Below are 12,841 nucleotides of genomic sequence, written 5' to 3' on the forward strand. Positions count from 1 at the left end.
CCTGAGCTTTTCTTTTATAGAGAAACAAATAAAGTGAGCTTTTCATTAAACAATGCCGTCTCAATGGATTTTGCATGAGGCCATTGCTCACCATAATGAATAGCTTTGACTAATACATTTTCTTGTAATAAAGCTTCGTGCTGCTGAATCATGAAAAGTACCCCTGCACTACCATTAAAGGCAATCGATACATATTGCGCCACTGGTAGCTGCCATTTTTTTCGTGCATCTTGTATAGTACGAATCAATTCTCGTATTTGCCCTTCTTGTAGTAAGCTCTCTGTAAGTTGAACATTCATCAAGACACGGCAAGTGCTATCCTCCGCTAAAATATAATGGTCCTTGACGATTGATTCAGCTATTACATGTTCTCTTAATAATGTTAGCTGTTGACCGTCCATCATGAGATCCACAGTTTCATGATGTTGTAGCCTTTGTTTCTCTTCCTCTGTTAATGCCAACACATACTCTTTTACTTGATGAACCTTTGGACCAAATGCCGCTCCCGCTGTTTTAAAATTCAATTTATAATGCACGCTTTCATAGGCTGAAAAATCATGTGTCCATCTACAAGCTTTGATGTTTAACTCATCCTGAATGAGTTCGCTATAGGCTTGGTAATCCGACAGTTCACCTTTTAGGGCAACAATGAGTTCACTTAAAGGCTGCTTGACCTTTATTCCCTGACTATTGCGAATGCTACGTCCAAGTTCCACAACTGTTAAGACCGTTGCCATTTCTTGTTCAAGCTTCACATCCACTAGTTGATCGTCGAATAGTGGATATTCCTCAAGATGAACACTTTTTCCACATAGTTGACGGTAGATATCCTCTGCTATAAATGGTGTAAACGGTGCTATTAATTGACAAATGGATGTCAGTGCCTCGTAAAGTGTGCTAAATGCACCTCGTTTATCTGCTGTCATTCCATTTGCCCAAAATCTAGCACGTGAACGACGTATATACCAATTGCTTAACTCTTCCACCAATTGACCAATTTCCCTTGTAGCCTGTGTAAATTGATAATCATCCATAGAGGTTGTGACAAGCTGGATAGTGTGATGTAAGCGGGACAATATCCAATGATCTAGCTGTGAACGTGTACCTGTATTTGTAGCATCATACGTAAAGTTATCGATTTGGGCATACATGTCATAAAATTTAAACGTATTGTCGAGTGTATCCACCAGCTTAGATTTCGCATCTAAGACAATTTTCTTCGAAAAACGCTTTGGATTCCATGGTGAGCTATCAACTAAAAATGCCCAACGTAGAGCATCTGCTCCATACTCCTGGATTAACTCAACAGGCTCTAATGCATTGCCTTTACTTTTGGACATCTTCTGTCCATGCTCATCGAGTACATGCCCTAACGATAGCACATTTTTATAAGGTGGTTTTCCTGTAAACAAGGTCGATACTGCTAATAAGCTATAGAAAAATCCTCGCGTTTGGTCGATGCCCTCAATGACCACATCTGCTGGAAACTGATGATGAAAGTTCGCTTTGTCTTCAAAAGGATAATGCTGTTGGGCAAATGGCATCGAGCCACTGTCAAACCAAACATCGATAACTTCAGGCGTACGTTTCATGTCGCCCTGGCAGACAGGACAGGTACAGACAATGTCATCTATAAATGGCTTATGGAGCTCTAATTGTTCTTTGACAGCTCCTTTGGCTAATTGTTGTAGCGCTGCAACACTGTTAGGTGCCTCCTCATGATTGCAATCCTGACAAATCCACACATTGAGTGGTGTTCCCCAATAACGATTACGACTAATATTCCAATCCACTAAGTTTTCTAGGAAGTTGCCAAATCGTCCATCCTTAATATGGGTAGGGTGCCATGTCACCTGCTGATTATTTTGTAAAAGCTGCTCTTTTAATGCCGACATTTTGATAAACCAGCTATCTGTTGCATAGTACAATAATGGTGAATCACAGCGCCAGCAATGCGGATAGCTATGCTCATATTTTTCTTTAGTAAATAAAAGCTCTTTTGCTGCAAGCATTTTAATGATATCGACATCACAATCTTTCACAAATCGTCCAACAAGCTCAGGTACCGCTTCTGTATAACAGCCTTTAAGATCAACTACATTGACAAAGGACAAGCCATGTTGCTGCACCGTTTTATAATCGTCCTCTCCATAAGCAGGTGCTATGTGTACAATTCCTGTTCCACTATGCTCTGTCACATAATCTGCCATGACAATGATATGCCCTTTATCGACGGTTACATAGGAAAATGGTGATAGATAGGAAACACCTGCAAACTCCTGTCCGTCATGCTCACTTAATATTTCTACAGGCTCTGAAAAAACCTTTGATACCAACGATTTGGCTAGTATATAGATGCTGTTTGCATGCCTTACACGGACATATCGAAGAGCAGGATTCATAGCCAAGGCTACATTGGCTGGTAATGTCCAAGGCGTCGTTGTCCAGCCTAAGATATATTCGTCTCGATCCTCTAGCTTAAACATTGCAGTAACGGATAAATCCTTAACATCCTTATAGCCCTGTGCCACCTCATGAGAGCTTAAGGAAGTTTGACAGCTAGGGCAATAAGGTGAAACGCGATGTCCTTTGTATAACAGTTTTTCCTTGTGAACATGGCTTAAAATATGCCACACAGATTCAATATAGTCATTACTTAATGTTAGGTAAGGATCATCCATGTCAAGCCAGTAGCCAAGCTGCTCTGTAAAAGTACGCCATTTTTGCTCATAGGTAAAAACGCTCTTCTTACATGCTTGAATAAATTGCTCCACCCCATAGTTCTCAATCTCCTGCTTTCCTGAGATTCCTAATGCCTTTTCTACCCCTAATTCCACAGGCAACCCATGTGTATCCCAACCTGCTTTGCGTTCAACTAAATAGCCTTGCATTGTTTTATAACGTGCCACCACATCTTTTATGGTTCTACCAAATGCATGGCCAACATGTGGTAAACCATTCGCTGTTGGGGGTCCCTCATAAAATACAAAGGGCTGCTGTTCAGCACGATTACTTACGGATTTTGCAAAGGTCCCTTCTTGCGCCCATAATGTACGAATCCTTGTTTCTCGTTCAACCGTTGTTTCTTTCTTTTGTTCTTTCTGCATATTAGTTCCTCCTATACAAGCAAATTTGTATAAAAGGCATACAAAAAACCCCGTCCCAAGGAAAAGGGACGGGGTTAACCGCGAATACCACCCTAATTCTATTGACACGATAGCCAATAGCACTCAGCAACGTACAATCATACGTGTTCTTTTTAACGGTAGACACCCGGATTAGCTTACTCCATTCAGCTAATCTTCTCAGAGAGGATTTTCATGTAACACCTGCACACCGACTTCCACCAAATGTCGGCTCTCTGTAGAACAAAGTAAAACACTACTCTTTCTCATCAACGAATTTGTATGCTTTTATTGTCCTTCATCTTAGCAAATTACCAATTGTCTGTCAACGGTGGACAATCTTAAAAAATTTCGTTGAGACAAGTGGCAATACTTTGATGGAGATCAGCATATTGTGGCTGTTGAATGGTTTGAATCAAAAAGCTCTTCAGCAATGTTTTACTATTGAATAGCACAAGAATGTCTAGCTTCTTGTTAGTGAGATTCCTTTACTATTTTCATTTCTACGATATCCTTATAATCAATGAATGGCTGAGCGTCATCGTTCCCAATCGACTGTCTATACTGTACTTCTACTCGATCACCAACTGATAGTGTTTGCGGGACATCCACTAGAGGAAACCATGTACCATTACTATGTTTTTGCACTAATTCATCGACAGATTTTTGCCCAACCTCGCTAGCCAAGACGCCTGAGACAACTAAAAATTCATGTTCCTTGATCGCTAAGACCGTTCCACTTCTGATGAGCTTCATTTGGCTGTCCTTTTCTGGGATTTTATATTTTTCTCGTAAGGCGGCAATGTCTTTATGATAATGTTGTTCTAAATAATTCATGGCTTCTTGCTCGACAAGCCATGTACGAATGGGATTACTTACATCCTTATAATCGGCTTGGCTTGCCTCCCATAATAAGTCAAATGTAGCCATTTTATAGGCAATTGGCTTGCCATAGTTCTCTATAAACCCTTCGTTTGTGACTTGCAACATTTGCAGAAGCTTATCATAAGTTGGCCGAGTATCATCCTCATAGCTCCACTCTTCCATGAACTGTTCGAGTGCCTTATCTACTTGCTCTTGTGTAGGTACTAGTTTTTTCGATTGCGCATAAGCAAAGGTCGATTCAAAATATAAAAAGTTATCAAAGCTTGCCTTATATAAACGATTCTTTCCGTTCATAAAAGAATCAAGTTGTAAATATAGCTCTAAAATCCGCTCATCTAATACGGGTGGAATAGTAGAAGCTTGCTGTTGTTGTTCATTATATTGCTGATATATAAACAGCCCTATGCAGACACTTAAAATCATAGCCAAAACACCATATGGCCAGCGTTTTGCAGATTTTTTTTCTTGGCGTTGCTGTAAATGCTGAACCACATTTGTCATCACACGCTTTTTACTTTCTGATAAATCTCTTACTACGCGTGCATCCATTTTACTCATGCAGGAGCACCTCCCATTCAACATGCTGTAATTGTAGCTTCAATAACTCTCGCCCACGACGTAGCCTTGTTTTGACGGTGCTTTCAGGAATCGTTAACAGCTCTGCAATGTCTACCACAGGCATTTCTTCAAAATAAAAATGTATAATGACCTCTCGCTGTTTGAAAGGGAGAGCTAGAATCGCATTTTCAATCAAAGTACGTTCATCTTGCTGTACAAGCATATCTCTTCTCATAACGGTTTGCTGCGGAAAAATCTTCTGTTGCACTTGAATTTTCCGATAGGTCCAGCTACGTAAATAATCTTTACTTCGATTACTAACTAATTTTGATAAATACGCCTTTAGCTCCCCACGTTCCTCATAGTTTTGCTGATTATCATAGAACTTAATAAAGACATCCTGTACGATATCTTCAGCACTTTGTAAATCTCTAACATAGTAAAAGGCAAGACGAATAAGCCTCTCTGTATGCTGTTCCATTATTCTTTCCAGTTCATGAATTAGCAACATTCTTCCTCCTCTCTACCCTATAAACGGTGCTCACGGCTTCGAGGTTTGCCTTTTTTGTCATTTACTCCAAATCATTGTCAGCAAATGGTGTAATCACTTGTTTTTCCGTTGAAGATAACACGATATTAGTAGAAGGTGTGCCATAGGGCATAGCCGCATCAATAAATTGTTCTAATGTTTCTACTGAATAGGTCGCTAATTTAACAATATAGCTAATTTCCCCAGCCACTCGATAACATGCCAAAACATCAGGATGAGCATTACAAAATGAAGAAAGACTTTTACAATCAATGGACTTAAATAAAATAATGGCTTCAATCGTACGCTCCATCTTTTTCAGATTTACCTTTGCATGATAGCCCTCAATCACACCCTGCTCCTCTAGCTTTCTGATTCTTTCAATAACGGCAGGAGAGGATAAATGAACGGTAGTGGCTAATTCCTTCATAGAGATTTTGGCATTTTGCTGTAACTGCTGTAATATTTGTGTATCAATATGATCCATGGTCCTTCACCTTTCTAAATAAATTATTTATGACATAATACCTTTTCAAATAAAGTTTTTTACCTAAAATCCATTATACAACGTATGTAATCTTTTCTCCCTTTTGTTTACAATAATATCAATAAAGGAGGCAAATCAAACATGAAAAAAATATTGTTACTATTAGCAAATGGCTTTGAAGCGGTAGAGGCAAGCGTCTTTACTGATGTGCTCGGCTGGAATAAGTGGGAAGGTGATGGTATAACAGATGTGGTTACGGTCGGCCTGCATGAACAGCTGCAATGCACCTGGAATTTTAAAGTCACTCCTGAAAAATTGCTCCATGAAATTGTATTAGAGGATTTTGATGCATTAGCGATTCCTGGAGGCTTTGAGGAAGCCGGTTTTTATGAGGATGCGTTTAGCGAGGAATTTCAGGCAGTCGTTCGTCACTTTGATGAACAGAAAAAACCGATTGCAACAATCTGTGTAGCTTCTCTTATTTTAGGCCACAGTGGAATTCTTCAGCATCGTCAAGCAACAACCTATAATCATCCAACAAGTAAACATTTAGCACAGCTAAAGGGCTATGGCGCAGCAATTGTCAACGAGCGCATTGTACAAACTGATCATATCATCACCTCCTCCAATCCAGGAACAGCCTTTGATGTTGCCTTTCGCTTACTAGAAACTCTAACATCTGCTCCAAACACAGCGAAAGTAAAAGAATTAATGGGCTTCCACTAAAGCATAAAAAAAGTAGGCTTACACCAATATACTTGGCATAAACCTACTTTTTGTATTATTTACTTACTGGTGCTGTTTCTGATGCACTCAAATCCATTTCCTTTGCATTGTCTAGCACATCTTTTGGAATCGTAATTGTCGTTACCGCATTGAAATCATGATATTTGATCGTTGTTTGCTGTCTTGTTTTGATCGAATTGCCTTCTACTTGCATCTTTAATGTCATGTCCATAGCAATTTCTTCTACATCGAATGTTTCTTTATTAATCAATAATTTATATGTGAGACCATCAAAGGAAATATTGCCTAATTGTGCCTCTAGATCCGCTTCCATTCCTAAATCCATTGCGCCAAGCTGCTGCTTCACTAGCTCTGTGAATTTATCGCCAGAGCCTTTTAATGTTAATTCATAACGGTTTGCTGATTCTACTAATGTAAAATCTTCGGCAAATGCTTGTAGCATCTCCAATTGTTCAGTTGCATCTGGCTGCATCCCTGTTTGGCTCAGTACATCTTCAAATAATTGTTTCGGGAACTTTACCCAGGCCTTTTGTTCTGCCTCATACATATACATACCATCTTTAGCCGTCATATACATTTTAATTGGCAAATTAATCGCTTCACCACTTGTTGGATCTGTTAAAGCCATTGAACCATCAGCAAAGAATTGCATTGGCTCTGTAACAATTTCCATCTTCATGTTGCCTTTAGAATCCATTTTCATGGTTTCCTTACCATCGTTTGCCTCTACTGTCTGAGAGATCGTCATGGTAGCCTTCATGCTTTTTAGCTCTTTTTGCTTGGCTAATGTTTTCGTAAATACTTCCTCTAACAAAGCACTATCCTTTGTTGTAGTAGGTTGTTCTTCTGTTACTTGCTCCTCTTTAGGCTCTTCCTCTTTTACTTCTGTTGTAGGCTGTGTATCCTCAGCTAAGCCTAATGCGTTCACAATAAATGTTGCTAACTGACCACGAGTAACATTTTTATCTACACCAAATTCTGTGGCAGTAACACCCTTCGCAATGCCTGCCTCATACAAAGCTGTTACTGCATCTGCAAATGGACTATCTTGCTGTACATCTGTGAATGGACTTTTACCTTCTGCTGTTAAACCTGCAGCCTCTGCTACCATTACTGCCATTTGACCACGAGTAATTGTGTCATCTGGACGGAATGTATCATCCTCATAGCCTTGTACAACGCCAAGATTAACTAATGTAACAATCGCTTTATAGTATGGGCTAGATGAGTCAACATCCTTGAAATTCGGATTCTCGACAGCCGTATCCGTTGTAGTTAGATGAAAAGCACTTGCTATCATCTTTGCTGCCTGTCCACGTGTCACATCCTTTGAAGGCTTAAATGTACCATCTGGAAAACCATTAATGATGTCTGCTGCATGCAATGTAGAAATACTATTAAAATGCGCATAATCCTCACTCACATCTGAAAATGGACTAGCCGCCGATACAGGTACTACCGCAACAGCAGTAACCGCCATTGCCGCTGTTGCCGCTGTATAAAACTTATGTTTTTTCTTTGTCATAATCAATCGTCCCCCGTTTATGTAAATTTAATGCTTACCTATTAATTTTAGCGAAAGAATTGGAAAAATGCTAGGTTCATTGGAAATTAAATTATAATTATCCATTAAATCCGTCATTTGGTGCTATTTATACATATTTTGGTCACTTCTATCCAACACTCTCTTAATAAATAAAAAAACCGACCTCCTAAGAGATCGGTTTTTATGGTGATGATTACTCAGCAGCTTTTGCGCGTAGAACCATTTGTAGGATACCACCATGGCGGTAGTAGTCTACCTCTACTTCTGAGTCGAAACGAGCTAAAGCTTGGAAAGTTTTAACTGTGCCGTCTTCAGATTTAGCAGTTACTGTTAAGATTTCACGTGGTTTTACGTTGTCAGTAATGTTAACAGAGATTTCTTCTTTACCAGTTAAGCCTAATGTATCAGCAGATTCACCTGGCATAAATTGAAGTGGAAGAACACCCATCATTACTAGGTTAGAACGGTGGATACGCTCGTAAGATTGTGCGATAACAGTTTTCACGCCAAGTAGGAATGTACCTTTCGCAGCCCAGTCACGAGAAGAACCCATACCGTAGTCGTTACCAGCAAGTACGACTAAGCCAGTACCTTGCTCTTGGTATTTCATACATGCGTCATAGATGTACTCTACTTCGCCTGTTGGCCAGTAAGTAGTGAATCCACCCTCTGTACCAGGAGCAACTTGGTTACGGATACGGATGTTTGCAAATGTACCACGCATCATTACTTCGTGGTTACCACGACGAGAACCGTAAGAGTTGAAGTCACGGATTGCAACACCGTTTTCAATTAAATATTTACCTGCAGGTGTATCTTTACCGATTGCACCAGCTGGAGAAATATGGTCAGTTGTGATTGAGTCACCGAACTTCGCCATAATGCGTAAGCCGTCTAAGCCTTTAATAGCTTCTGGCTCTTTTGCAAGACCTTGGAAGAATGGTGGGTTTTGGATGTAAGTTGATTTGTCATCAAATGTGTATAGAGACTCAGTTGATGTTTCAATTGCATTCCATTTTTCGTTCGCTGTGAATACAGTTTCGTATTCTTTTTGGAATAACTCACGGTTAACAACAGTACCTAATACTGCATTAACTTCTTCAGTTGAAGGCCAGATATCAGCGAAGAATACTTCGTTACCATCTTTGTCTTTACCGAATGAATCTTTTTGTAGATCGATATCCACTGTACCAGCAAGTGCATAAGCAACAACAAGTGGTGGAGAAGCTAAGTAGTTAGCTTTTACAAGTGGGTGTACACGACCTTCAAAGTTACGGTTACCAGAAAGAACTGAAGTTACGAATAAGTCATTTGCTTTAATTGCTTCTTCGATTTCAGGTAATAATGGACCTGAATTACCGATACATGTTGTACAACCGTAACCTACAGTGTTGAAACCGATTTGGTCAAGGTATGTTTGTAAACCTGAATCTTCAAGGTAACCAGTAACAACTTTAGAACCTGGTGCTAAAGAAGTTTTTACCCATTTCGGCACTGTCAGACCTTTTTCTACAGCTTTTTTCGCCACTAAGCCCGCAGCAATTAATACGTATGGGTTAGAAGTATTTGTACAAGAAGTGATCGCAGCAATCGCAACAGCACCTGTTGGAATTTCTACATCGCCTTCAGCGAATTTCGCTACAGAAGTTTTTTCGAATTCATCTTCTGTTAAACCGAAACCTTGTGTACCTTGTGGTGCCACTACTGCTTCTTTGTAACGAGAACGCATTTGAGATAGTGGAATTAAGTCTTGTGGACGTTTAGGACCAGAAAGGTTTGGTTCGATTTCAGCTAAGTTTACTTCTAAAACGTCTGTGTAAACTGGCTCTAATGTTGGATCGAAGAACATGTGGTTCGCTTTTAAGTAAGCTTCTACAACCGCAATGTGCTCTTCGTCACGACCAGTTAAACGCATGTAGTTTAATGATTCTTCGTCGATTGCGAAGTAACCACATGTAGCACCATATTCAGGAGCCATGTTAGAGATTGTCGCACGGTCAGCTAGTGGTAATTTAGATACGCCAGGTCCGAAGAACTCAACGAATTTACCAACTACGCCACGTTGACGTAATACTTGTGTTACTTTTAATGCTAAGTCAGTAGCAGTTGTTCCGTTTGGAAGATCGCCAACTAATTTAACACCGATAACTTCTGGAATTGGGAAGTATGAAGGCTGACCAAGCATACCTGCTTCAGCTTCGATACCACCTACGCCCCATCCAAGAACGCCGATACCGTTGATCATTGTTGTATGAGAGTCAGTACCTACTACTGAATCTGGGAATGTTTCGAATGTGCCGTCAGCATTTTCGTTTACGTGTACAACTGGAGCTAAGTACTCTAAGTTTACTTGGTGAACGATACCTGTTGCTGGTGGTACAGCACGGAAGTTATTGTAAGCAGTTTGAGCCCATTTTAAGAAGTTATAACGCTCAGCGTTACGTTCAAATTCTAGGTCCATGTTTGCTTGTAATGCAGATGCATTACCATATTTGTCAACTTGTACTGAGTGGTCAATTACAAGGTCAACTGGAATAGCAGGGTTGATTTTGCTTGGGTCGCCGCCCATTTCTTTCATTGCAGAACGAAGAGATGCAAGGTCAACAACTACTGGTACACCAGTAAAGTCTTGTAATACAACACGAGAAGGTTTGAATGGTACTTCTGCCTCTGGGTCAGCACCGTTACCCCATTTTGCTAATTCGTTTACGTGTTCTTCTTTAATTACATACGCATCATATTGACGTAAAACAGATTCTAATAATACTTTAATTGAGTAAGGAAGGTTTGAAACTTTTGCAACGCCAGCTTTTTCAATCGCAGCTAAGTCATAGTAATTGTAAGTTTTACCATTCACTTCGAATGATGCACGGCTGTTGTGTAAATTACCTTGTGCCATTTGCGGATCCCCCTAATATATCTTTTTGAAAAGGCTTTAAAAATGTGTAGCATCTTTTCTCCAATACCCATGATAGCGCATTTATATTCATAAGTAAATTACATTAATATTATCTTTTTTGATAAGCATAACTTATGACCTTCGTTTCTATCCTGATGTTTTTAATTTTTTGATGTGCATAATATCAAGGTTTTGTATTAATGAGGGTTTCTATACCTGTCTAATGAAGCCTATCTAAGTGTATTTAACTGGGGCACTTTTTGGGGCACTTGCTGGGGCACCTGTAACTTTTTTTAAAATGGTGCCCCAGTTCGTAAAAATGTAGATAAAGAAGGTTTGGACAGGTACTATTTTATAAGGAAAGAACGATATAAATTCCCTTAAAGTTAATATTATTTCTTTGCCACAGTCTGTGTCATTTTTTTGATTAAACAAATTTCTACTATATAAATACATTTTTATTATGGTACCTTCTAGTGGTTCATCTCATTTGTAGATGCTAAAGAATTTTGTTTGCTTTCTCTCACTGCTTCAGTTATGATTTTGAAATTTCTTCTAAATCAAATTCATCACGATCCATGTGTCTGGGCTCTTTCTTTGTTGGTGTTTTTATTATAGGCTATCATATTTGACAGCCTTTAAAACCTTTAATTTTCATCTCTTTAGATCATTCTGATTACGTTGTAACCCTGTGCTCTTAAAAGGTTTAGAGCAACATCGTCTGTTAGTGCTTCATGTTCACCGTGTGTTAAATGTAAGCTTGATAAACCTATAATTGGTACATTGTCAGGCTTGCGTTTGAATAAAAATTTTACTGGTACTATTACTTCATAGCTCATAATCTCCACCTCTTTTTATAGATATTTCTACATTTTAGGTTAATTCCCTTCCATAAAATCGATGACATACTTTTATTTCTATGTACAAAACATATCTAATTACCTAAAATGGTAAATAGTAGTTAGATATATTGAGGTGAATATAAATGAATAATTGCCCTAATTGTTTAGCCAGTAATCCTTTTAAGAAAGTATATAGAGATGGTTTAGTATTTGTGAAATGTGTATATTGTAATACGATTTTTGAAGATATTACAAAGAGAAAAACGAGAGAAGTGTCGGAGAGAGTACGAAACGAAGTCCAAAATGATGTGCAAAAAGAAAAATCTTCAGGTAAGGCTCTAGCAATTGTGATAGGACTTATGATCCTTTATTTTATTATTGATACTATATCTAAACTTTATTAAATTATAAAATAAAAGTTTGTTATATGAACAAGGGTATTTATGCTATCTCAGTCTTTCTGTTAAAAGAATGAAAAAAGCCCAGGCACAAATACTAAGTACCTGTGCTTTTTTGATATGTACAAACATAATAAATTTTCCTAAAATGGTAAATAGTCCATTAAAAGTGAAGGAGGGGTATTTATGAAAAATTGCCCTAACTGTTTAGCTACAAACTCATATAAAAAATTTCACAAAGAAAACACTGAAATATACGTGTGTGAATATTGTGGTGCAGTATCAGAAGATTATACAATAGAAACTCATATAGAATTTAATCATTCGGAAACAGTAAGAGAGTCAGAAAGTAGAACCTACTATTATAGAGAAGTGACTCCATCAAAATGGCCGAAAAAAATCGCACTAATTTTGATTAGTATAATAGGATTATTGGTAATTGGACAATCCATAGAATTGTTTTTTTCAGATGAAGAAAAGCCAATAAAACAAATCTCAACCATTACGCCCGAAAAGTTTCGAAAGCTCAAAGTAGGTATGAGTGAAGAAACCGTAAAAGAAATCGTAGGATACGGTGCCTTACACAAAGATGGAGATAAACTTAATTATAAGGGAGAAAACGGTGTAGAAGAAAATTCTAGGGTAAGTTTAGAATTTTATAATGGTAAGTTAGAAGCTATATATGAATTCGGATTAATTACAAAAAGGAAATATTAATATGGTAATCATAAATCATTTCTTATCCTACTACTCTAGAAAAATTATTTAGACCAAGACGGCATGTTGAACTGCCACCGTCAAGTAGACAGTGGAAATAATAAAAAT

The 12,841-nt window shown here is 38.4% G+C and carries 10 protein-coding genes and 1 other annotated feature; of the genes, 3 read left to right on the forward strand and 7 right to left on the reverse strand.

Translation table 11 applies throughout. The features are described 5' to 3' along the window. Positions 1-14: 14 nt before the first annotated feature. From ileS to VK91_RS12375, 4 genes are all read right to left on the reverse strand, one after another. Positions 15-3,107: an isoleucine--tRNA ligase gene (gene ileS / locus VK91_RS12360; protein ID WP_048393114.1), complete on the reverse strand. Its 3,093-nt coding sequence runs from the start codon at positions 3,105-3,107 to the stop codon at positions 15-17. A 61-nt stretch (positions 3,108-3,168) separates the two neighbouring features. After that, positions 3,169-3,407: a binding site (T-box leader), on the reverse strand. Between the two features lie 192 nt (positions 3,408-3,599). Then, complete coding sequence (locus VK91_RS12365) at positions 3,600-4,568, reverse strand: DUF3221 domain-containing protein (protein ID WP_048393116.1); 969 nt, start codon at positions 4,566-4,568, stop codon at positions 3,600-3,602. Continuing rightward, positions 4,561-5,076 (reverse strand): sigma-70 family RNA polymerase sigma factor, encoded by a 516-nt coding sequence (locus tag VK91_RS12370; RefSeq protein WP_081011042.1) that lies wholly within the window; start codon positions 5,074-5,076, stop codon positions 4,561-4,563. Before VK91_RS12370 ends, VK91_RS12365 begins: the two co-directional genes overlap by 8 nt. Positions 5,077-5,140: 64 nt before the next feature. Beyond that, on the reverse strand, positions 5,141-5,584 hold the full coding sequence (locus VK91_RS12375; RefSeq protein ID WP_048393120.1) for an Lrp/AsnC family transcriptional regulator: 444 nt from the start codon (positions 5,582-5,584) through the stop codon (positions 5,141-5,143). A 141-nt stretch (positions 5,585-5,725) separates the two neighbouring features. Between VK91_RS12375 and VK91_RS12380 the strand changes: the two genes are divergently transcribed. Beyond that, positions 5,726-6,310 carry a DJ-1/PfpI family protein gene (locus VK91_RS12380; RefSeq protein WP_048393123.1) on the forward strand — a complete coding sequence of 195 codons (585 nt, stop codon included), beginning with the start codon at positions 5,726-5,728 and terminating at the stop codon, positions 6,308-6,310. 55 nt (positions 6,311-6,365) lie between these two features. On the opposite strand, the gene VK91_RS12385 is transcribed toward VK91_RS12380, so the two are convergent. The 3 genes from VK91_RS12385 to VK91_RS22905 form a co-directional block, all read right to left on the reverse strand. After that, entirely contained in the window at positions 6,366-7,856 is a 1,491-nt protein-coding gene (locus VK91_RS12385; RefSeq protein WP_048393125.1) for an S-layer homology domain-containing protein, read from the reverse strand. Between the two features lie 214 nt (positions 7,857-8,070). After that, on the reverse strand, positions 8,071-10,776 hold the full coding sequence (gene acnA / locus VK91_RS12390) for an aconitate hydratase AcnA (RefSeq protein WP_048393126.1): 2,706 nt from the start codon (positions 10,774-10,776) through the stop codon (positions 8,071-8,073). Positions 10,777-11,438: 662 nt separating this feature from the next. Next, positions 11,439-11,615 (reverse strand): hypothetical protein, encoded by a 177-nt coding sequence (locus VK91_RS22905; protein WP_197078725.1) that lies wholly within the window; start codon positions 11,613-11,615, stop codon positions 11,439-11,441. A gap of 146 nt (positions 11,616-11,761) precedes the next feature. Here VK91_RS22905 and VK91_RS12400 point away from each other — a divergent pair, with 146 nt between their 5' ends. Beyond that, positions 11,762-12,022, forward strand: a complete 261-nt coding sequence (locus VK91_RS12400; protein WP_048393130.1) for a hypothetical protein — start codon at positions 11,762-11,764, stop codon at positions 12,020-12,022. Between the two features lie 180 nt (positions 12,023-12,202). Beyond that, positions 12,203-12,733 carry a hypothetical protein gene (locus tag VK91_RS12405; RefSeq protein ID WP_048393132.1) on the forward strand — a complete coding sequence of 177 codons (531 nt, stop codon included), beginning with the start codon at positions 12,203-12,205 and terminating at the stop codon, positions 12,731-12,733. Positions 12,734-12,841: the final 108 nt, after the last annotated feature.

Source organism: Lysinibacillus sp. LK3 (genome assembly GCF_001043675.1).
GTDB classification, from domain to species: Bacteria; Bacillota; Bacilli; order Bacillales_A; family Planococcaceae; genus Lysinibacillus; species Lysinibacillus capsici.

Bases quoted from the DNA above. Each gene is read 5' to 3' on its own strand.
- acnA (WP_048393126.1), bottom strand. From the start codon at position 10,776: ATGGCACAAGGTAATTTACACAACAGCCGTGCATCATTCGAAGTGAAT.
- VK91_RS12375 (WP_048393120.1), bottom strand. From the start codon at position 5,584: ATGGATCATATTGATACACAAATATTACAGCAGTTACAGCAAAATGCC.
- VK91_RS12400 (WP_048393130.1), top strand. From the start codon at position 11,762: ATGAATAATTGCCCTAATTGTTTAGCCAGTAATCCTTTTAAGAAAGTA.
- VK91_RS12380 (WP_048393123.1), top strand. From the start codon at position 5,726: ATGAAAAAAATATTGTTACTATTAGCAAATGGCTTTGAAGCGGTAGAG.
- VK91_RS22905 (WP_197078725.1), bottom strand. From the start codon at position 11,615: ATGAGCTATGAAGTAATAGTACCAGTAAAATTTTTATTCAAACGCAAG.
- VK91_RS12385 (WP_048393125.1), bottom strand. From the start codon at position 7,856: ATGACAAAGAAAAAACATAAGTTTTATACAGCGGCAACAGCGGCAATG.
- ileS (WP_048393114.1), bottom strand. From the start codon at position 3,107: ATGCAGAAAGAACAAAAGAAAGAAACAACGGTTGAACGAGAAACAAGG.
- VK91_RS12365 (WP_048393116.1), bottom strand. From the start codon at position 4,568: ATGAGTAAAATGGATGCACGCGTAGTAAGAGATTTATCAGAAAGTAAA.
- VK91_RS12405 (WP_048393132.1), top strand. From the start codon at position 12,203: ATGAAAAATTGCCCTAACTGTTTAGCTACAAACTCATATAAAAAATTT.